Annotated in this window: 21 protein-coding genes and 1 riboswitch; of the genes, 12 read left to right on the top strand and 9 right to left on the bottom strand. The window is 64.4% G+C overall.

Translation table 11 applies throughout. From position 1 onward, the window contains the following. Window positions 1-124: 124 nt before the first annotated feature. A complete protein-coding gene (locus tag JQ580_RS14640; protein ID WP_212280752.1) occupies window positions 125-1,153 on the top strand; it encodes a putative zinc-binding metallopeptidase in 1,029 nt (342 codons plus the stop codon). Next, window positions 1,150-2,184, top strand: coding sequence for a D-alanine--D-alanine ligase family protein (locus tag JQ580_RS14635; RefSeq protein ID WP_212280751.1), 1,035 nt, complete (start codon window positions 1,150-1,152; stop codon window positions 2,182-2,184). Before JQ580_RS14640 ends, JQ580_RS14635 begins: the two co-directional genes overlap by 4 nt. A 9-nt stretch (window positions 2,185-2,193) precedes the next feature. Here the strand turns inward: JQ580_RS14635 and JQ580_RS14630 are convergent, their stop codons facing one another. Further along, window positions 2,194-3,279, bottom strand: coding sequence for a serine hydrolase domain-containing protein (locus JQ580_RS14630; RefSeq protein WP_212280750.1), 1,086 nt, complete (start codon window positions 3,277-3,279; stop codon window positions 2,194-2,196). Window positions 3,280-3,376: 97 nt separating this feature from the next. Between JQ580_RS14630 and JQ580_RS14625 the strand changes: the two genes are divergently transcribed. Both JQ580_RS14625 and JQ580_RS14620 read left to right on the top strand, forming a co-directional pair. Continuing rightward, on the top strand, window positions 3,377-3,706 hold the full coding sequence (locus tag JQ580_RS14625) for a PadR family transcriptional regulator (RefSeq protein ID WP_212280749.1): 330 nt from the start codon (window positions 3,377-3,379) through the stop codon (window positions 3,704-3,706). Further along, complete coding sequence (locus tag JQ580_RS14620) at window positions 3,703-4,275, top strand: DUF1700 domain-containing protein (protein WP_212280748.1); 573 nt, start codon at window positions 3,703-3,705, stop codon at window positions 4,273-4,275. Before JQ580_RS14625 ends, JQ580_RS14620 begins: the two co-directional genes overlap by 4 nt. A 59-nt stretch (window positions 4,276-4,334) precedes the next feature. Here JQ580_RS14620 and JQ580_RS14615 read toward each other — a convergent pair whose 3' ends face one another. Next, entirely contained in the window at window positions 4,335-4,892 is a 558-nt protein-coding gene (locus JQ580_RS14615; protein WP_212280747.1) for a 6,7-dimethyl-8-ribityllumazine synthase, read from the bottom strand. A 77-nt stretch (window positions 4,893-4,969) separates the two neighbouring features. Next, a riboswitch (FMN riboswitch) is annotated at window positions 4,970-5,143 on the bottom strand. 426 nt (window positions 5,144-5,569) lie between these two features. Between JQ580_RS14615 and JQ580_RS14610 the strand changes: the two genes are divergently transcribed. The 3 genes from JQ580_RS14610 (at window position 5,570) to JQ580_RS14600 (ending at window position 8,511) form a co-directional block, all read left to right on the top strand. Then, window positions 5,570-6,070 carry a type III secretion system chaperone family protein gene (locus tag JQ580_RS14610; RefSeq protein ID WP_094895016.1) on the top strand — a complete coding sequence of 167 codons (501 nt, stop codon included), beginning with the start codon at window positions 5,570-5,572 and terminating at the stop codon, window positions 6,068-6,070. A gap of 184 nt (window positions 6,071-6,254) precedes the next feature. Next, window positions 6,255-7,079 carry a pyrroline-5-carboxylate reductase gene (gene proC / locus JQ580_RS14605; protein WP_212280746.1) on the top strand — a complete coding sequence of 275 codons (825 nt, stop codon included), beginning with the start codon at window positions 6,255-6,257 and terminating at the stop codon, window positions 7,077-7,079. Between the two features lie 79 nt (window positions 7,080-7,158). After that, window positions 7,159-8,511, top strand: coding sequence for an NAD(P)H-dependent oxidoreductase (locus tag JQ580_RS14600; RefSeq protein WP_212280745.1), 1,353 nt, complete (start codon window positions 7,159-7,161; stop codon window positions 8,509-8,511). Window positions 8,512-8,635: 124 nt separating this feature from the next. Here the strand turns inward: JQ580_RS14600 and JQ580_RS14595 are convergent, their stop codons facing one another. From JQ580_RS14595 to JQ580_RS14575, 5 genes are all read right to left on the bottom strand, one after another. Then, window positions 8,636-9,028 (bottom strand): thioesterase family protein, encoded by a 393-nt coding sequence (locus tag JQ580_RS14595; protein ID WP_212280744.1) that lies wholly within the window; start codon window positions 9,026-9,028, stop codon window positions 8,636-8,638. Between the two features lie 171 nt (window positions 9,029-9,199). Beyond that, window positions 9,200-9,403: a tautomerase family protein gene (locus JQ580_RS14590; RefSeq protein WP_008144861.1), complete on the bottom strand. Its 204-nt coding sequence runs from the start codon at window positions 9,401-9,403 to the stop codon at window positions 9,200-9,202. Window positions 9,404-9,525: 122 nt separating this feature from the next. Next, window positions 9,526-11,070: a histidine--tRNA ligase gene (hisS, locus tag JQ580_RS14585; RefSeq protein ID WP_212280743.1), complete on the bottom strand. Its 1,545-nt coding sequence runs from the start codon at window positions 11,068-11,070 to the stop codon at window positions 9,526-9,528. Between the two features lie 204 nt (window positions 11,071-11,274). Continuing rightward, window positions 11,275-11,799 carry a YegJ family protein gene (locus JQ580_RS14580; protein ID WP_212280742.1) on the bottom strand — a complete coding sequence of 175 codons (525 nt, stop codon included), beginning with the start codon at window positions 11,797-11,799 and terminating at the stop codon, window positions 11,275-11,277. Window positions 11,800-12,018: 219 nt separating this feature from the next. Then, window positions 12,019-13,101: a branched-chain amino acid aminotransferase gene (locus tag JQ580_RS14575; RefSeq protein WP_212280741.1), complete on the bottom strand. Its 1,083-nt coding sequence runs from the start codon at window positions 13,099-13,101 to the stop codon at window positions 12,019-12,021. Window positions 13,102-13,440: 339 nt separating this feature from the next. On the opposite strand from JQ580_RS14575, the gene JQ580_RS14570 reads away from it, so the two are divergent. From JQ580_RS14570 to JQ580_RS14560, 3 genes are read left to right on the top strand one after another with little or no spacing between them, the layout of a single operon-like run. Beyond that, window positions 13,441-13,983, top strand: coding sequence for a MarR family winged helix-turn-helix transcriptional regulator (locus JQ580_RS14570; RefSeq protein WP_249134158.1), 543 nt, complete (start codon window positions 13,441-13,443; stop codon window positions 13,981-13,983). Further along, window positions 13,980-14,711 carry a response regulator gene (locus tag JQ580_RS14565; protein WP_212280740.1) on the top strand — a complete coding sequence of 244 codons (732 nt, stop codon included), beginning with the start codon at window positions 13,980-13,982 and terminating at the stop codon, window positions 14,709-14,711. Before JQ580_RS14570 ends, JQ580_RS14565 begins: the two co-directional genes overlap by 4 nt. A gap of 18 nt (window positions 14,712-14,729) precedes the next feature. Further along, complete coding sequence (locus JQ580_RS14560; protein WP_212280739.1) at window positions 14,730-16,118, top strand: ATP-binding protein; 1,389 nt, start codon at window positions 14,730-14,732, stop codon at window positions 16,116-16,118. A gap of 55 nt (window positions 16,119-16,173) precedes the next feature. On the opposite strand, the gene JQ580_RS14555 is transcribed toward JQ580_RS14560, so the two are convergent. Both JQ580_RS14555 and JQ580_RS14550 read right to left on the bottom strand, forming a co-directional pair. Continuing rightward, on the bottom strand, window positions 16,174-16,704 hold the full coding sequence (locus tag JQ580_RS14555; RefSeq protein WP_212280738.1) for a DUF3617 domain-containing protein: 531 nt from the start codon (window positions 16,702-16,704) through the stop codon (window positions 16,174-16,176). A 42-nt stretch (window positions 16,705-16,746) separates the two neighbouring features. Next, the gene (locus JQ580_RS14550) at window positions 16,747-17,046 is read right to left on the bottom strand and encodes a hypothetical protein (protein WP_038947472.1); all 300 of its coding nucleotides are present in this window, start codon (window positions 17,044-17,046) and stop codon (window positions 16,747-16,749) included. Between the two features lie 179 nt (window positions 17,047-17,225). Here JQ580_RS14550 and JQ580_RS14545 point away from each other — a divergent pair, with 179 nt between their 5' ends. Together JQ580_RS14545 and JQ580_RS14540 are read left to right on the top strand one after the other, a co-directional pair. Continuing rightward, complete coding sequence (locus JQ580_RS14545; protein WP_212280737.1) at window positions 17,226-17,687, top strand: hypothetical protein; 462 nt, start codon at window positions 17,226-17,228, stop codon at window positions 17,685-17,687. 118 nt (window positions 17,688-17,805) lie between these two features. Further along, window positions 17,806-18,498, top strand: coding sequence for a ribonuclease T2 family protein (locus JQ580_RS14540; protein WP_212280736.1), 693 nt, complete (start codon window positions 17,806-17,808; stop codon window positions 18,496-18,498). Window positions 18,499-18,586 lie beyond the last annotated feature (88 nt).

Here is an 18,586-nt window from a genome sequence, read left to right as displayed (position 1 = left end):
TTGCTCTCCCTGCAGAACCCGCGCTCTGGCGCGCCGCAGCACGCCTTGCAGCCCACGGGTTGTTGCCGCCCGCCGCCCATGACATCATCCGGATACCGAGTCATCTCTGCCCTCTGGATCCCTGATGCCAAGCCGGAAATTTGCCTGGGAGAAGCTGTCGGATGACGAGTTGCTCAAGCAGCGCCTCTCCAGCCTGAGGGTGACGGTCGAAGGCACCTGGCTCGAGGACTGCGTCAGCACGCTTCATGAGGAGCTCGAAGAGCGGGGCATCCGGCTGCGACCACACACATGGATCTCGAGCGAGTGGTTCAGCCCGGGCGATGTGCCGGGCATCGCCATCCCCTTCTATCTCGCCCATCCCCGTCTGATGAAGCTTGAGAAGAAGATGATGTTCGACGTCGAGGGCGGGACCTGGCGCGAATGCATGGCTATCCTCCGCCACGAGGCCGGCCATGCCGTGCAGCACGGCTACCAGCTGCAGCGTCGCCGGCGCTGGCAGCGGCTGTTCGGCCCGTCGTCGAAACATTACCCGCGCTACTACCGGCCCAATCCTGCCAGCAGGCGCTACGTCCAGCATCTTCGGCTGTGGTACGCGCAGAGCCATCCGGACGAGGATTTTGCCGAGACCTTTGCGGTGTGGCTGCGGCCACGCTCGAACTGGCGGACGCGGTATGCCGGCTGGCCAGCCCTGAAGAAGCTCGAATATGTCGACGAACTGATGAGCGAGATCGCGGGAAAGCGGCCGCCGATCACCACGCGAGAGCGCGTCGATCCGCTGGGTCGGCTCAGCCAGACGCTCGAAGACCACTACAAGAAGAAGCAGGCGTTCTACGCCTTCACGCCACCGAAGACCTACGACCGCGACCTCTCCCGCCTGTTTTCGGCCGATCCGCGCCATCACCGCTCGAAGCCGGCTTCGGCCTTGATCCGGCGCCACCGCGCCCACATCAGGCGATTGGTCGCGCGATGGACCGGCGAAAACCAGCTCACGCTCGATGCCGTGCTCGACGACATGATCTCCCGCTGCCGCGAGCTCGATCTGCGCGCCGTCGGCCCCGAACAGAAGCTCGTTCTCGATTTCATCGTCCTCGTGACCGCCAAGACGACGCACGCGCTGTTTGGCCCGTCTCGGCGCAAATGGATCGCGCTATGAGACGCTTTCGCATTCTGGTCCTGATGCATCCGGACTTCATGCCTCCGGACTCCTCCGACGGATACACCGCGCAGGAAATCAACAATTGGAAAACGGAATACGACGTCGTCAGCACCTTGCGTGCGGCCGGCCACGAGGTCCGCGCGCTTGGTGCGCAGGAGGAAATCAAGCCGGTGCGCGAGGCGATCGAGGAGTTCAAGCCGCACGTGGTCTTCACGCTGCTGGAGGAATTCCACAACAACGTCGCCTTCGACCAGCACATCGCGAGCTATCTCGAGCTGATGAAGGTCCCCTATACCGGATGCAATCCGCGCGGCCTGATCCTGGCGCGCGGCAAGGACCTGTCAAAAACCCTGGTGCATCACCGGCGCATCGCGGTGCCGGCCTTCGCCGTTTTTCCGATGCGACGCAAGGTCAAGCGGCCGACGCATCTTGCGCTGCCGCTGATCGTCAAGAGCCTGAACATGGATGGATCTGCCGGCATTTCCCAGGCCTCGATCGTCGACACCGACGAAAAGCTCGCCGAGCGCGTCGCCTTCATCCACGATCGGAGCGAAACCGCCGCCATTGCCGAGCAATTCATCGAGGGGCGAGAGCTTTACGTCGGCGTGATCGGCAACAATCGTCTGCGCGTCCTGCCGGTCTGGGAACTGAAATTCGGCAGCATGGGCGGGCGCAGGTCGCGGCACATCGCCACCGAAAAGGCCAAGCACGACACCGACTATCAGGAGAAGGTCGGCATCGTCGACGGGCCGGCGAAAGACCTCACGCCCGAAGTGACCGCACGCATCCAGCGCGCGGCGAAACGCATCTATCGGGCGCTTGGCCTCGACGGCTACGCGCGTATTGATTTTCGTCTCACCGTCGACGGCACGCCGTATTTCATCGAAGCCAATCCGAACCCCGAGATCGCCAAGAGCCAGGAGTTCGCCACGGCGGCTCAACATGCCGGGCTCAAATATCCGGATCTCCTGCAGCGCATCCTGACGCTCGGCATCAGCCGGGCCAAGGCGGGGGTGTCACTGGGGTGAGATCCGAATTCAGCCAAAGCTCGGTAGCACGACGTCCTGCAAGAGCGCGATTAATATGGCAGCCTGCTCCTGCCCCGATCGCCGATAATTTCCGCAGTGGATCACGAAGGTGAGATCACGCCCCGGAACCACGTATAGATATTGGCCGCCCCAACCGATGCCGCAGAACCAATGCAGCGGTTGCGGAGTGGCGAAATCGCCCATGTACCATTGATAGCCGTAATTGCGACCAACTCGGGTCTGGATAACAGGCGTGGTCACGCGCTTCACCCAGTCGGCCGGAACGATGGACTTTCCAATCCAGCTGCCATTCGCCAGCATGAGCTGTCCGATCTTGACGAGATCGCGCGGCAGGAGACGCGCGCCTGACGCCGCGCGTGGTTCGCCGTCACGGCCGATGCTCCAATCGGACGGGCCAAATCCCATGGGATCGAACAAGACACGACGACAATAGGCCGGTAGGGCTTCGCCGGTGCCCTTGGCGATGAGACGCCCAAGCAGTGCAGTGGCGCCGCCGCAATAGGTCCATTTCACGCCGGGCCCTTCGGCGATCGGGCGCTCGAGGATGAAGCGGTAGCGATCGGGCGCGGCTTCCATCGCCATCTCGCTGTTGCGCGGATCGCCATAGGGAATGGTGAGTTCGTCCCATTCGAAGCCAAGCGTCATCGACAGCACATGACGGATCGTGATCTTGTCGCGGCCGGGCTGCGCGGCTAGATCGGCGTATTCGGGGAACTGCGCATAGAGCTTCGCGTCCGGCGGCGGCACCTTGCCTTCAGCAAGGGCAACTCCATAGGCGAGACCGACGACGCTCTTTGACACCGAGCGCAGATCGTGCAGCACATCAGGACCGAACACGACATGGCCGACCAGCCGGTCCCAGCCCTCGTCTTCGCCCTCCCCGTAATGCTCGAACACGAGCTGGCCACCCTGGCTCACCAGGAACGCATGCATACCGGGCAGCTTTCCCGCCCGGTGGAGGCCGGCGAAACGTTCGGCGACATCGGCCGACGCAGCAACGGCAGGCATAGCCCATGGGATAGCCACGTTGGCGCCAAGGCCCGCCAGCAGATGACGACGGTTGAGATAGGCCATAGGTTCTTCCCTCCAGAAGCGGGTATTCACAGGTACCTTGCAACGCATGGTACCTTGCTATATAAACCCGCTCGGAAGCTGTGTAGTCAAGGAGGAAATGGTCGAGGCGACGAATCAGGTTCAGCTCAAGAAGGGCGCGCTGGAGCTCTGCGTGCTCGCTCTACTCGCGCGCGGCGAGAGCTATGCCTATGAGATCGCGAGCACGCTGTCGGCCGGCGTCGGCATGGGTGAAGGCACGATCTATCCGCTGATGCGGCGGATGCAGGATGACGGGCTGGTCGACACCCGCCTCGAGGAATCCAGCAGCGGTCCTCCGCGCAAATATTATCGGCTGACGGCCGCCGGCCGCGCCGCCTTCTCCGCGCAGAAGCGCGAATGGCGAAACTTTTCGGACGCCGTGGACCGGTTGCTCGGAGATTCCAAATGAACCGCGCCGATTTTCTGAGCATTCTCGGAGATGGGCTTGCGGGACTTCCCGCCGCTGAGATCGACGACATCCTGGCGGATTACGCCGCCCATTTCGAGGAGGCCCGTGCGTCCGGCCGGGCTGAGCATGAGGTCGCTTCCGCGCTCGGCGACCCCAGACGACTGGCGCGCGAGTTGCGCGCCGAGACGGGATTACGGCGGTGGGAGAACCATCACTCCTTCCGCAACTCCACGGCCGCGCTGTTTGCGCTCAGCGGCCTGGCCGTGGTCGACATCGTCCTGCTGCTGCCGCTGCTGCTCGCCGTGCTACTGATCCTGATCGTAATCGCTTTCGTGATGTGCGTGCTTGGAATCGTCGGCATCGGCTTGCTGATCAGCGTCTACAAGTACGCGGGCGACGGACGGATCTTCGAGCTGATCTTGCGCGGGCTCGCGGGCGTCGCGCTGGTCACCACGGGCGCAGGTTTCGCTGCGTTGCTGGCACTCGGGCTCAATGCTGCTGTCCGGTGGCTCGGTAACTACGCGCGGCTGCATTATCGGCTGCTCAAGCCGGAGCGGACGGGCGCATAAGTCAGGATGCATGGTCATCCGGGGCGGCGAGGTCGCCGCCCGGAACAACCTTGTCGTGGCTACACGATCCCCGCCGCGACCTGGCCGCGCAGGCGCTCGAGGCCGAGCAACGTCTCCGCACAGGCCGCCGCGACCTCGACGCCCTTGATCGCAAAGTGCTTGCGGAAGAAGTCGTAGTGCACCTCGGTCTCGTGGAATTGCTGCGGCGTCAGCACCGCGGAGAACACCGGCACTTCGGTGCGCAGCTGCACATCCATCAGCGTCTTGATCACGGTGTCGGCGACGAACTCATGGCGATAGATGCCGCCGTCGACGACCAGGCCGGCCGCGACGATGGCGGTGTAGCGCCGCGTCTTGGCGAGGACCTGAGCATGAAGCGGGATCTCGAACGAGCCCGGCACCTCGAACACGTCGACATGGGTGAGGTGGCGCGCTTCGGCCTCCTTGATGAAGGCGATGCGGGCCTCCTCGACCACGTCGCGGTGCCAGCAGGCCTGCACGAAGGCCACCCGCTGCGGCTTTGCAAAGCGCGGGTGGTCGGGCGCCGGGTCGTGCGGAACCGGCGGTGGAGTGACTTCGGAAGTTTCGGCTTTGGGGTCTTGCAGCATCTGATTCATGGCTTTCCTCGGTTTAAGGACCAGAATCAGGGCACACGGAACGACGAACAGCCGCACCCTGCGATGCGTCTGCCTTCGACCGTTCTCTTTCATCCGGACTTTAACCGTCGGCTTCGGAGTTGCACCGAATCTGCTGACCCTTCCCCTCGGGAGAGTCCCCTTCAGGACATCCCTCACGGAAGGCGCTCGCGGGCTTGGGCCTTTCGGCCCTTACCGCCGGTGGGGACTTTCACCCCGCCCTGAGAACATCGGCCGCCCGGGATGAGCGGCCTGACCGGAAATATGACGCTGTCCGGCGGCCTCAGCAAGCGTGTTCCTCATGGGGAGAGCGCATGGTCCCATGCCGCCATTGAGGTCCTCTTGGCGCCACGGCCCCTCGCGGGGCGGAATTAACGATTGGCACGGGGCTTCGGAATCCGATTCCGGTTTGTTCTCATCGTTAAGAATTGTGGCCGAGAGATGAGCTGTGGACGAACGAGTCCTGACTTGTGGACGGACTCGGCAGCCAGTTGCGCAGATTCCGCAAATCACATCACTTGATCCGCGACAGGCCCGCACCGATCCGAGGGGATCGCAAGAGCGACCCCGAGGGGAATCGCGATAGCGACATTGAGGGAGCGTACCGGGCCGACCGCGTGCGTATCAAAGACAACAAAAAGGCAAGAGGTCGAGACGGCATGTCCCTGCTCGAAGGCACTATCGATTCCAGAAGCCATCCGCTCGCGGTGGTCGAGGATATCGCTGCCAGCAATAACTGGCCGTTCGAACGCTCCGGCGAAGACGAACTCACCATTGTCTCGAAGGGACAATGGACCGACTACCAGATCTCCTTCACCTGGATGGGTGAGATCGAGGCGCTGCATCTGGCCTGCGCCTTCGACATGAAGATTCCGGTCGCGCGCCGCGGCGAGGTGCAGCGGCTCGTTGCCGCGGTCAACGAGCAGCTGTGGGTTGGCCATTTCGATCTGTGGACCACCACCGGGATGATCATGCACCGCCAGGCCCTGGTATTGCCGGGCGGCCTCACCGCCTCGACCGCGCAATGCGAAGCCATGCTTGCCGGCGCCATCCACGCCTGCGAGCGCTATTTCCCGGCGTTCCAGTTCGTGGTGTGGGCCGGCAAGACCACGGCGCAGGCCATGGATGCGGCGATGTTCGACACGGTGGGAGAGGCATAAGGTCTCGCCCGCCTCTCCGCCGGCGTCCCGGACAAGCCAGACGCAGATCCGGGACCCGCACCGTGTGATGCCTCCATGGGACACGCGGCTTGTTGCCAACACCTGCATCCACTAGAACCGCCTGTGGCAACGCGACGAGCACGAGCGCTCGCGCGGGGACGACAGCGTACGTGTGGCAGCAGCGATGACGAACAACCTCCTCCAGAACATCACAGGCACCATCCTCCTCGCCGGCGCCGGCAAGATGGGCGGTGCGATGCTGACCGGATGGCTTTCGGGTGGACTCGATCCGCGCCGCGTCGCCGTGGTCGATCCGCACATATCGCCCGAGATCACCGCGCTTGCCGCCAAGGGCGTCGCGCTCAATCCCGACGCGGCGACGGCCGGCAAAGTCGAGACGATGGTCGTGGCGGTGAAACCGCAGATGTTTCGGGAGGCCGGCGCAACGTTGAAGCAATTCGTCTCGGACACCACGTCGGTGGTGTCGATCATGGCGGGAACCACGATCGCTTCGCTACAGCAGGTCTGCGGCGGCGCCGTGGTGCGCGCAATGCCGAACACGCCGGCCGCGATCGGCCGCGGCATCACCGTTGCGGTCGCAGCCAACAATGTCAGCGCCGCGCAGCGCGCGGTGGCCGACTCGTTGCTGCGCGCCACCGGCTCGGTGGAATGGGTCGACGACGAGAGCCTGATGGACGCGGTCACCGCCGTCTCCGGCTCCGGACCGGCCTACGTGTTCCTGCTCGCCGAAGAGCTCGCCCGCGCTGGCGTCGAGGCCGGATTGCCCGAAGCACTGGCGACCAAGCTCGCACGCGAGACGGTTGCCGGCTCGGGCGAACTGCTCCACCAGTCGGAGTTGCCCTCGAGCACGCTGCGCCAGAACGTCACCTCGCCCGGCGGTACCACCGCAGCCGCACTCGGCGTGCTGATGGGCGAGCCGGGTCTGCGCGAGTTGATGATCCGCGCGATTGCCGCGGCGACGCAGCGGTCGAAGGAATTGGCGAAGTAGGCAGAGAGCGCTTCGGACCCGGCCCCGGGGGAGTCCGAATGCGCGACGATCCTGGCTGTTGCCGACAGGGAGAGCGATCGTGAACCTCTACGCGAAACTTCTTGAACGACAAGCCAGTGGTCGCCCCATCAGGATCGGACTGATCGGAGCGGGCAAATTCGGTGCGATGTACCTTCATCAGGTACTACGCACACCCGGCGTCCATCTCGTCGGAATTGCCGACCTGTCGCCGTCTCGCGCCCGCGAAAACCTGAACCGTGTCGGCTGGCGCCCCGAGCAATTCGCCGCGACCTCGCTCGAGGATGCCCTCAAGAATGGGACGACCTTCCTGACCGACGATTGGGAAGCGTTGATGAACTGCGACGGCATCGAGGTGATCGCCGAATGCACCGGAAATCCCGTTGCGGCGGTCGAACATTGCCTTGGCGCCTTTGCCAACGGCAAGCCCGTCATCAACGTGACCGTCGAGGCCGACGCCTTCTGCGGACCGATCCTCGCGCAACGAGCAAGGCAGGCCGGCGTGATCTACAGCCTCGCCTATGGCGATCAGCCGGCCCTCGCCTGCGACCTCGTCGATTGGGCAAGGGCCTGCGGTTTCCCGGTCGTGGCGGCCGGCCGCGGCCACAAATGGCTGCCGCATTACCGGGAGTCGACGCCTGAAACGGTCTGGGACCATTGGGGCCTTTCCGCCGAGCAAGCCGCGCGCGGCGGCATGAACCCGAAGATGTTCAACGCATTCCTCGACGGCTCCAAGCCGGCGATCGAATCCGCCGCGATCGCAAACGCCACCGGGCTGCAGGCGCCCTCGCAAGGCCTCGCATTCCCACCGGGATCGGTCGACGACATCCCGACGCTGATGCGCCCCCGCTCCGAGGGCGGCGTCCTGGAATCCAAGGGACAGGTCGAAGTCGTGTCCTGCCTGACGGCGGACGGCAAACCGATCCCCAACGACATCCGCAAGGGCGTCTGGGTCTGTTTCGAAGGCGACAGCGAATACATCCGCAACTGTTTTCAGGAATATAGCGTCGTCACCGATCCGAGCGGCCGCTACATGAGCTCCTACAAGAAGTGGCATCTGATTGGTCTCGAGCTCGGAATTTCGGTTGCCTCGATCGCCCTGCGCAAGGAGGCGACGGGGGTCGCAACGACGTTCAACGCCGATGTTGCCGCGACGGCCAAGAAGGATCTGCGCGCAGGAGATACGCTGGACGGAGAAGGCGGCTACACGGTGTTCGGCAAGCTGAATCCGGCGAGCACCTCGCTCGCAAAGGGCTATTTGCCGCTCGGGCTTGCTCACAATGTGCGAGTGACCAGGGCAGTCGCAAAGGATTCCTGCATCACCTGGGCCGATGTGGCGATCGACGAGACGTTGCCCGCCGTGCGCATTCGAAGGGAGCAGGAAGCGTTCTATTCGTCGCAGGGAGCGCGCTAGAGTACCGTAGGGCGGCCAAAGCGAAGCGTGCCCACGATCTGTATCCATCAAGAAGGAATGGTGGGAACGGCGCTTTGCGCCTTTGCCCACTCTACGGCAGCTACTAGCAGCGCGTCCTTGTTGGCTACGCCCCGAGCCGCTTGTTGAACATCTCGACATTGACAAGCCCGCGCGCGTGGCGGCCCTCGCCGAGCTTGCGCGTGCCCTCGAACGCCTCGACCTCGAACCGTATGACGCGGCGCTCGACCGCGACGACTCTCGCGGTGGTCCGCACCGTTGCGCCGACGAGCGCAGCGGCGAGATGGCGGATGTCGACCTCGGTGCCGACAGTGACCCAGCCCGGCTGAAGCGCCGAGCGGATCGCATCGCCCGACGTCATCTCCATTTCCAGGATCATCATCGGGGTCGCATAGACCATCGGCATACCCGGCACGAAATGCCCGACCGTTCGCTCCGCCGGGACCACCAGCGTGCGCGCGGCGCTCATGCCGATCGAGATGTAATCGCGTGCGTCCATGGTTCTTGCTCTATGTCGTCCCGGACAAGCGAAGCGCAGATCCGGGACCCATAGCCACAGGATCGAATTTGGCGAAGACTCGGAATTACCAACTCGTCCATAACCACCCCCTGTGGTTATGGGTCCCCGCTTTCGCGGGGACGACATCCGTGATCGACGCTAAAGTGGCGGCTACTTCTTCGCCGCCGCCGCGCGCTCCACGAAGGTCTTGCCGCCCTTCATCTTGTGACGGAGCGGGGCTTCGTTGATCTGGATGACGACGGCATCGGCGTCGACGCCGAGATTCTTCACCAGCGCCTGGGTGATGTCGCGCATCATGCCGGCCTTCTGCTCGTCGGTGCGGCCTTCGGCCATGCTGACAGTGATCTCAGGCATTTCGTTCGCTCCCTCTTCTCTCTCCGTCGTAGCCGGGCTCGTCCCGGCCATCCACGGTCTTCGCTATCAAACAAGACGTGGATGCCCGGGACAAGCCCGGGCATGACGACGCCAGTGAATGGCTAGCCCCAGCCCACGTCATGGCGGGCCAGGACCTCGCGTACCTTGGCGACGAGATCTGCTTCGCTGCACGAAAACTGCGCCGGGCGGCTCTCGCGCCATTCCTGGTTGGAAGCGATCGCGGCCGCCGCCTTGGCGCCCTCGACCAGATCCTTGATCTGCACCTCGCCGCGCGCCTTTTCATCCGAACCCTGAATGATGACGCAAGGCGAGTTGCGGCGGTCGGCATATTTGAGCTGGTTGCCCATGTTCTTGGGATTGCCGAGATAGAGCTCGGCGCGGATGCCGGCGCTCCGCAAGGACGCCACCATCTTCTGATAATCGGCGACGCGGTCGCGGTCGAACACGGTGACGACCACGGGGCCGAACTCCGGCTTGGTGTCGAGCTTGCCGAGCAGCGTCAGCGCGGCCTGCAGGCGCGACACGCCGATCGAGAAACCGGTCGCCGGCACCGGCTCGCCGCGGAAACGCGAGACGAGGCCGTCGTAGCGACCACCACCGCCGACCGAGCCGAAGCGAACGGGACGGCCTTTGTCGTCCTTGGTTTCGAGCAGGAGTTCGACCTCGTAGACGGGGCCGGTGTAATATTCGAGGCCCCGCACGACGGAGGGATCGATCTTGATGCGATCGGCGCCATAGCCTGCTGCGATAACGAGCTTTGCAATCTCGCCTAACTCATCGAGTCCAGTTCCAAGAAGACCTTTGCCTTCCATGGCAGAGTAGCGCTGGGGCAGTTCGCCGATTAACTGGTTGTGCCATGCGCCGTCGGGAAGTTGTTCGAACTTGAACCGGAATTGCAAGCTCTGACGAATGGCCTCGATCTGGTCAGAGTCCAACCCAGCGCCTCTGGTAAAGTCACCGCTCGGATCTTTTCTTCCAGGACCAAGCAGCTTTTCTATCTCAGCCCACTCGAACTTGTCGGCCTTATCAATAGCTCTTAGAACGGTGAGGCGTCGGCCGGAATTCTCGTCTCCGCCGAGACCAATGATTTCCATCACACCGTCCAGCACTTTGCGGTTGTTTACCTTCACCACGTACTGGCCGCGCGCGACACCAAGCGCTTCCATCGTGTCCGCCGCCATCATGCAGATCTCGGCGTCCGCCGCCGGCGTCGCCGATCCGACCGTATCGGCATCGAACTGCATGAACTGGCGGAAGCGGCCGGGGCCGGGCTTCTCGTTGCGGAAGACGTAGCCGACGCGGTAGCTGCGATAGGGCAGGACCAGCGCATCGGTGCCGTAGCGCTCGCCGACGTAGCGCGCCAGAGGCGCGGTCAGATCGTAGCGCAGGCTGATCCACTGCTCGTCATCGTCCTGGAACGAGAACACGCCCTCGTTCGGACGGTCCTGGTCGGGCAGAAATTTGCCGAGCGCGTCGGTGTACTCCATCGCCGGCGTCTCCACCGGCTCGAAGCCATAGAGCTCGTAGACGGCGCGGATTTTCTCGACCATCTCGCGCGTCGCCCGGATCGCGGAGGGATCGCGATCCTCGAGCCCGCGCGGCAGGCGCGCCTTCAGTTTCTGGGGTTTTTTGGGTTTTTCGGCCATGCGGGCGTTTACCAGCCGGGGCGCGAAGCGGCAACCGGTGTGTCCATAGAACTCGTCATGGCCGGGCATAGCCGTCCGAAGGACGGCGTCGCTTCCGCTCGCCTACGTCCCGGCCATCCACGCACCGCGATGACGGCGCCAAAGACGTGATGCCCGGGACGAGACCGGGCATGACGGAGAGTGTGACTAGGCAGGGCTAGAGATTTACGGCTGCTCCATCCGAGCCCTCAGGGCATCCGCGTCCGCTTTCGGCAGCGATTTCAGCGTCGGCTTGATTGTTTCGCCTCCGACGATCTTGCCGTTGCGCATGAACATCCAGTCCGAGATATCGGCCTCGGCGAACTTGACTGCGTCGCCGGCCCGCTTGCCGGGCAGGTCCCGCGGTTCGTTGGCGAACACGCCCGAATAGCCTCCGCCCGGCAGCTTCTTCACCTCGCCGATCCAGATGTGCTCGCCACCCTTGCGGGTCGAGAAGCGCACCTTCAGGGCGTGCCCGGCTTCCGTCGGCTTGGGCGATTCGTAAGAAGCCCAGAAGGCGGGCAGCGTGCCGCGGGCGCGCGCGATCGCGGCGTTCATTTCGGGATCGGTGGTGCGCACGTCGACGATCGGCGAGCGGTCATCGGCTGCGACCTCGTGCGTTGGGCCGATAGTGAGGATGCCGAAAGCGGAGATGCCGGTGATGGCGGCGAGAACGATCCACTTCAGTGGTTGGGAGAGTTTTATTGCCATGATCGCGATGTCCAGGATGACTTGATATCTCCGGGCTTTGTCGCGAGATCATGGCGAGGCGTTCATGGCGCGTGACTGGATCCTGCGTTCCCCGGATGCAGCGCAGCGCGCCGCCTCTTGGCGGCGTGGTGCGCTGCTGATCCGGGGTCCATTGACCGCGAGATGGGTCCCGACCCTGCGCAGCAACGCTGCAGCGCGTCCGGGACACGAGACCTTCGATCAGAACACCTTGCGGATCCAATTGTGGGGATCGTTGGTGCGGCCGTACTGGATGTCGACGAGCTGCTTGCGCAGGCCCATGGCGACCGGGCCGGCGGCGGCGCCGCCGATGTCGAAATCGCCGCTCACCGAGCGGACCTTGCCGATCGGCGAGATCACGGCGGCGGTGCCGCAGGCAAACGCTTCCTTCAGCCGGCCCGAGGCCGCATCCTTGCGCCACTGATCGAGCGAGTACGGCTCCTCGCGCACGGTCTTTCCGGCATCGCGGGCGAGCGCGATGATGGAGTCACGGGTGATGCCGGGCAGGATGGTGCCGAGCGGCGGCGTCGACAGCGAACCGTCGTCGAACACGAAGAACACGTTCATGCCGCCGAGCTCTTCGATGTAGCGGCGCTCGATCGCATCGAGGAAGACGACCTGGTCGCAGCCGTGCTGCATTGCCTCGGCTTGTGCGCGCAGGCTCGCGGCGTAATTGCCGCCGCATTTGACGGCGCCGGTGCCGCCGACGGCCGCGCGCGTGTAATTCTCCGAAACCCAGATCGAGACCGGCGCGGGACCGCCCTTGAAGTAGGAGCCGACGGGCGAAGCGATCACCGCGAAGATGTATTCTGACGACGGCTTGACGCCGAGGAAGGTCTCGCTCGCGATCATGAAGGGCCGCAGGTAAAGGCTGCCCTCGCCGCCCGGCATCCAGGCGCGATCGATGCGCACGACCTGCTCGACCGCCTCGATGAAGACGTCCTCGGGCAGTTGCGCCATCGCCATGCGGTCGGCGGAGTCCCTGAAGCGCCGCGCATTGGCGTCGGGGCGGAACAGGTTCACGCCGCCGTCGTCGCGCTTGTAGGCCTTGAGGCCCTCGAAAATCTCCTGGGCGTAGTGCAGCACCGCGCCGGCCGGATCGAGCTGGAAGTTGGCGCGCGCTTCGATCTTCGCCTCGTACCAGCCGCCCTTGGCCTGGTTGTAGCGCACGATCGCCATGTGATCGGTGAAGACCCGTCCAAAGCCGGGGTCCACCAGCTTGGCGACGCGGTCCTTCTCGGGCGTCGGATTGGATGCGGGCTGGATATCGAATTTCATGCTCATGTCCTTGCCTCCCGCTGCCGGTGGCGGCGCCGTACCGGCGCCGGCCTGCCCCTTCTTGGGCCCGGCTGGCTTGATTGGTTTTAGGCCGAACCACCGCCAGCCTTGTTACGGCCGGTTTCCGTGGCCAGCATATCGCCGAGGACATGCTTTTGCGGAAGGCGGAAGTCCAGTATGTTTTGCCGAAACGCCGCTCGACAATCGCACGGTAGATCTGATCCGGCCGTCGTCGCCTGTCCGGCTCTCTCCAGCCGCCCCTGCTTCGATGCCAACCCGCGCGAAACGATCTAAAATTTCGTGCTGGTCAATCGTTTTGTAACATTGAACCCAAGATACGTCAATATGCCTGACATAAATTTCGCGACTTCCTCTCACGACGCCGCCGAGCCCAGGCCGGCCGCAGACGACGGGGGCAATTTGCGCTGGGATATCATCGAGCTACTGTTCTTCGCTTATCGCGACTTCGTCGGCGACCCCGACCAGGAGCTGGAGGCTTTCGGCTTCGGCCGGGCCCATCACCGGGTCATGCATTTCGTCTACCGCTATCCAGGCCTCAAGGTCGCCGACCTGCTCGACGTCCTGCGCATCACCAAGCAGTCGCTCGGCCGCGTGCTCAAGCAGCTGCTGGACGAGGGCTACATCGTGCAGAAGACCGGCGACAATGACCGCCGCCAGCGCCTGCTCTATGCCACGGCGAAGGGCGAGGCGCTGGTCCAGAAGCTCGCAGGCCTCCAGACCACGCGGATCACCAAGGCGCTCGCCGAGATGGCTCCGCAGGATGCGGAAACCGTCAAGCGCTTCCTGCGCGCGATGATCGATCGCGACGATCCGGACAAGGTGCTCGAGACGATCTTCGCGTCCGTCAACAACGACACCAAGGAGTGACCGTGCCGTTCGCAGCCACGCTCGCCCGCCCGCCGGCGCGCCCGGCCGATGATGCCCCGCATCTGCTGCTCGTCGACGACGACCGACGCATCCGCGATCTGCTCTCGCGCTTCCTCGCCGCCGAAGGCTACCGCGTCACCACCGCGGCGAGCGCCGGCGATGCACGCTCGAAGCTGCTGGGCCTGCATTTCGACCTCCTCATCCTCGACGTGATGATGCCCGGGGAGACCGGCTTCGATCTCGCCCGCTTCATCCGGACGTCCTCCTCGGTGCCGATCGTGATGCTGACGGCGCGCCATGAAGCGGAGGCCCGCATCGAGGGCCTGCAGATCGGCGCCGACGACTACGTGGCGAAACCGTTCGAGCCGCGCGAGCTGGCGCTGCGCATCAACAACATCCTCAAGCGAGCCGCGCCGCCGCCGCAGGCCGCGGCGGTGGAGAAGATCGCCTTCGGCCCCTACATCTATCATCTCGATCGCGGCGAGTTGCGGCAGGGCGAGGAGGTGATCCACCTCACTGACCGTGAGCGCGAGATGCTGCGCATTCTCTCGGAGACCCCGGGCGAGACCGTGCCGCGCAGTGCGCTGACCGGCAACGGCAGCGTCAACGAGCGCGCCGTCGACGTGCAGATCAACCGCCTCAGGCGCAAGATCGAGACCGACCCCGCCAATCCGCTATTCCTCCAGGCGGTGCGCGGCATCGGCTACCGGCTCGTGGCCTCGCCATAAATCAGTGAAACGCGACCGATGAGTACGATCGACACCGGCCTGACGCTGCTCCGAAGCGCCGCCGGCCGCGTCTCCGCCGTCAACGGCTGGATGGGCAACGCGTTCAAGGGCTGGATGCCGACCGGACTCTACGCCCGCGCGCTGCTCATCATGATCGTGCCGATGGTCGTGCTGCAATCGGTCGTCGCCTTCGTGTTCATGGAGCGACACTGGAACACAGTGACGCGCCGCCTGTCGGCCGCGGTGGTGCAGGACATCGCCGCGCTGATCGACGTCTACAAGGGCTATCCGCAGGACAAGGACCGCGACCAGATCCGCCGCATCGCCCAGCAACGCCTCGGCCTCGTCGTCGACTTCCTCCCCCCCGGCGACATGCCGCCGCCGGGACCGAAGCCGTTCTTCTCGCTGCTCGACCAGACGCTGTCGGTGCAGCTCGGCCGCCAGATCGGACGCTCGTTCTGGATCGACACGGTCGGCCGCTCCAACCTCGTCGAGATCCGCATCCAGCTCGACGATGCCGTGATGCGCGTGTTCGCGCAGCGCAGCGCCGCCTACGCCTCGAACTCGGAGATATTCCTGTTCTGGATGGTCGGAACGTCGTCGATCCTGCTGATCGTCGCCGTGCTGTTCCTGCGCAACCAGATCAAGCCGATCCTGCGCCTTGCGGACGCCGCCGAAAGCTTCGGCAAGGGCCGCGAGGCACCGAACTTCAGACCACGCGGCGCGCGCGAGGTGCGGCGGGCGTCGGTGGCCTTCCTCGAGATGAAATCGCGCATCGAGCGCACCATGGAGCAGCGCACCGCGATGCTTGCCGGCGTCAGCCACGATCTGCGCACCATCCTGACCCGCTTCAAGCTCGAGCTGGCGCTGATCGGCGACAATCCCGAGCTCGAGGGAATGCGCAAGGACGTCGACGAGATGTCGATGATGCTGGAGGATTACCTCGCCTTCGCCCGCGGCGACTCCGGCGAGCAGTCGCAGCCGACCGACATGGCGCAGGCGCTCGAGGAGCTGCGCGGCGACGCCGAGCGCCATGGCCATGCCGCGACCGTTGCGTTCAATGGACTGCCGGTGGTGACGGTGAAGCCGGCCTCGTTCAAGCGCTGCCTCGCCAACCTCGTCACCAACGCGGCGCGCTACGGCAAGAACATTGCCATCACCGGCCAGCGCGATCACCGCTATTTGACCGTGACCATCGACGACGACGGACCCGGCATTCCCGCGCATTTGCGCGAAGAAGTGTTCAAGCCGTTCCTGCGGCTGGACAACGCCCGCAACCAGGACGAAGGCGGCACCGGCCTCGGCCTCGCCATCGCCCGCGACATCGCCCGCTCGCATGGCGGCGACATCACGCTGGGCGACAGCCCGATGGGGGGATTGCGGGCAAGCGTGAGGATACCGGTGTAGATGCCGCAGCCCGGATGGAGCGTACCGATCCGGGCTACGATCCCACGATGACCACCTACTTCGGCAGCAGCGCCTTCAGCTTGTCCATGTCGCGCACGTTCATCTTGAAGCCGCCGGGCATCACGATGTCGCCCGGCTTCTGGTCCGGCTTGCAGGCCCCAAGCCACTTGGCTTGCAGCGTCATGGTGCTATCGCGCCCGGCAGCGCCCGCGACGCCGCCTTTCGCGTGCGACGAGGTCTTCACGGTGTAGGCCGAATTGAAATCGCCGGTGATCTCGGCATGCGAGGTCGTGCTGACGCCGGCGACGCTGCACTCGGAATCGCTGACATAGCCGGTCGCGGTCTTCTTGATGTCCTGCTTGGAACAGATCTGCTTCGCCATCGGCGAGACGTTGTTGTTCATCTCCTTGTCGACCGTCTCGTCGGTGCAGTGCTGCATGGTCATCTCGGGAATCGGCGAGCCCGTCGTGACCAGCTTCATTTCCCAAAGACCGGCCTTGCGCACCGGCAGGTCGTCGGCGCAGGCGCCGGCCGCCGACAGCACGAGGCAAAGGGTCGAGCCGAGCAAAGCGAGTTTTCGCGTCATGCGAGAGGCTCCCGGCTGAGATTGCGGCGTTCCGGCAACGCCTCAGTAGAGCGTGCGGATCGGCTGGTCGGCGGCGCCATAGGGCACCCAGCGGCAGGAGAACGAGATGTAACCGCCCTCGTAGGCCTGCACCGCCAGGAATTTCACGACCTTGCCATAGCGCGCGCAGTGATCGACCGCGGCCTGCCGGGCATCGACCTGGGTGGCCATCGAATAGGCGATGATGCCGCCGGTGTCGTTGCCCTTGAAAGGCGGCACATAGTCGGCGCGTGCCGACTGGCTCGCCATCATGCCCGAGACAACCAGGCTGGCGAGAAGACCCGCGGCCGCAATGATTCGCATTCCCGTCACTCCAATTGGCTGGCGGCCAGTTTACGGTGCCGGGAGGGAAGTGAAAAGAACGGAAGCCCTGCCACCGCGATGTTGTGGTCAACTCCTGGCGAAGTGTTGCCGCGCTGCACTTGACCTCCCCTGGCCTTCACGGCACCGTCCACCGTCAACTTTAGATGTCCGGATTGATCATGCGCGCCTCCTCCCCGAAATCGCTCCGCTATGCCGCCGTGCTCGGCCTCGTGTTCGGGGCGGTGTCGTTCGGCGAGGCCCGGGCCGCCAATCCGCTGGAGCTGAATTTCTGGCTGAGCGGACCGCGCTATGACGGCGCCGTCGCCGATTGCGACCGGGCGCTGCCGACCATCGCCACCCAGTTCTGGGAAAAAGAGAGCACGTTCTGGAATTCCTCGTTGAAGATCACCGGCTTCTCGGCCGTTCGCGAGACCGCATTCCGGCCCTGGCAATCCGACAACATTCCGCGCCGCTATTGCACCGCTGACGCCATGCTCAATGACGGCAAGGTGCGCAAGGTGCATTTCTCGTTGATCGAGGATGGCGGCTTCGCCGGCTACGGCAGCGGTGTCGAATGGTGCGTGGTCGGGGTCGACCGCAACTGGGCCTACAATCCGGCCTGCCGGGCCGCTAAGCCCTGATCGAACGACTCTGATTCGGGTCGCCCGAGGCGCTGAACGCATTCGCCCGAAATTTGTTCTTGAAATGTTCCCATCGCCTGCTAGGCTTCCTTGCACAGTCTAGTTGAGGGGCGTCGCCATGTTTCATTCCAGATTGCATTCGTTTTCCCGCTTCGTGATCTCCGTGACCTTGGCAGCCGGATTAGTCTTGCTCGCCGGCGGCGCAAACGCCCAGGACAAGCGGCAGAACGCGCCCGGCGAATTCGACTTCTATGTGCTGGCGCTGTCGTGGTCGCCGTCGTTCTGCGAGGAAGCGGCCGAACGTGGCGGCCGTTCCCAGATCCAGTGCGGCGGCCGGCCTTATGCCTTCGTGGTGCATGGGCTGTGGCCGCAATATGAGAATGGCTTCCCGGAATATTGCCAGCGGCCCGCACCGCGGCTGAACCGCAGCATCGTCTCCTCGATGCTCGATTTGATGCCGGCGCCGGGCCTGATCTTCAACGAGTGGGACAAGCACGGCACCTGCTCCGGCCTCGCCGACCGCAGCTATTTCGAGACGATCCGCAAGGCGCGCGCTGCGATCAAGATTCCGGCCGAATATCTCGATTTGTCTCAGGCCAAGACCGTGGCGCCGGCGGAGGTCGAGGAGGCCTTCATCAAGGCCAATCCGGGGCTGAGCAATACCGCCGTCTCGGTCACCTGCAACCGGACGCGGCTGTCCGAGGTCCGCATCTGCCTCAGCAAGGACCTGCAATTCCGCGCCTGCGACGAGAACGAACGCCGCAGCTGCCGCCGCGACCAAGTGACGATGCCGCCGATCAGGGGCGGGTAAGTCGAGGTCTTCGCATCGTCAATGCGGGGGCGCGCGGAGCGCGAACCCGGAATGACAAGCCGTTACTTTCGGCGCGCGATGTCGTAAC

It is taken from the genome of Bradyrhizobium sp. SZCCT0148 (assembly GCF_018129985.1).
GTDB classification, from domain to species: domain Bacteria; phylum Pseudomonadota; class Alphaproteobacteria; order Rhizobiales; family Xanthobacteraceae; genus Bradyrhizobium; species Bradyrhizobium japonicum_H.
This window is presented reverse-complemented; position numbering and strand designations above follow the sequence as displayed.

Excerpts from the sequence above, each read along its gene's own strand:
- JQ580_RS14640 (WP_212280752.1), top strand. The coding sequence starts at position 125 with ATGCCAAGCCGGAAATTTGCCTGGGAGAAGCTGTCGGATGACGAGTTG.
- JQ580_RS14635 (WP_212280751.1), top strand. The coding sequence starts at position 1,150 with ATGAGACGCTTTCGCATTCTGGTCCTGATGCATCCGGACTTCATGCCT.
- JQ580_RS14630 (WP_212280750.1), bottom strand. The coding sequence starts at position 3,279 with ATGGCCTATCTCAACCGTCGTCATCTGCTGGCGGGCCTTGGCGCCAAC.
- JQ580_RS14625 (WP_212280749.1), top strand. The coding sequence starts at position 3,377 with ATGGTCGAGGCGACGAATCAGGTTCAGCTCAAGAAGGGCGCGCTGGAG.
- JQ580_RS14620 (WP_212280748.1), top strand. The coding sequence starts at position 3,703 with ATGAACCGCGCCGATTTTCTGAGCATTCTCGGAGATGGGCTTGCGGGA.
- JQ580_RS14615 (WP_212280747.1), bottom strand. The coding sequence starts at position 4,892 with ATGAATCAGATGCTGCAAGACCCCAAAGCCGAAACTTCCGAAGTCACT.
- JQ580_RS14610 (WP_094895016.1), top strand. The coding sequence starts at position 5,570 with ATGTCCCTGCTCGAAGGCACTATCGATTCCAGAAGCCATCCGCTCGCG.
- proC (WP_212280746.1), top strand. The coding sequence starts at position 6,255 with ATGACGAACAACCTCCTCCAGAACATCACAGGCACCATCCTCCTCGCC.
- JQ580_RS14595 (WP_212280744.1), bottom strand. The coding sequence starts at position 9,028 with ATGGACGCACGCGATTACATCTCGATCGGCATGAGCGCCGCGCGCACG.
- JQ580_RS14590 (WP_008144861.1), bottom strand. The coding sequence starts at position 9,403 with ATGCCTGAGATCACTGTCAGCATGGCCGAAGGCCGCACCGACGAGCAG.
- hisS (WP_212280743.1), bottom strand. The coding sequence starts at position 11,070 with ATGGCCGAAAAACCCAAAAAACCCCAGAAACTGAAGGCGCGCCTGCCG.
- JQ580_RS14580 (WP_212280742.1), bottom strand. The coding sequence starts at position 11,799 with ATGGCAATAAAACTCTCCCAACCACTGAAGTGGATCGTTCTCGCCGCC.
- JQ580_RS14575 (WP_212280741.1), bottom strand. The coding sequence starts at position 13,101 with ATGAGCATGAAATTCGATATCCAGCCCGCATCCAATCCGACGCCCGAG.
- JQ580_RS14570 (WP_249134158.1), top strand. The coding sequence starts at position 13,441 with ATGCCTGACATAAATTTCGCGACTTCCTCTCACGACGCCGCCGAGCCC.
- JQ580_RS14560 (WP_212280739.1), top strand. The coding sequence starts at position 14,730 with ATGAGTACGATCGACACCGGCCTGACGCTGCTCCGAAGCGCCGCCGGC.
- JQ580_RS14555 (WP_212280738.1), bottom strand. The coding sequence starts at position 16,704 with ATGACGCGAAAACTCGCTTTGCTCGGCTCGACCCTTTGCCTCGTGCTG.
- JQ580_RS14550 (WP_038947472.1), bottom strand. The coding sequence starts at position 17,046 with ATGCGAATCATTGCGGCCGCGGGTCTTCTCGCCAGCCTGGTTGTCTCG.
- JQ580_RS14545 (WP_212280737.1), top strand. The coding sequence starts at position 17,226 with ATGCGCGCCTCCTCCCCGAAATCGCTCCGCTATGCCGCCGTGCTCGGC.
- JQ580_RS14540 (WP_212280736.1), top strand. The coding sequence starts at position 17,806 with ATGTTTCATTCCAGATTGCATTCGTTTTCCCGCTTCGTGATCTCCGTG.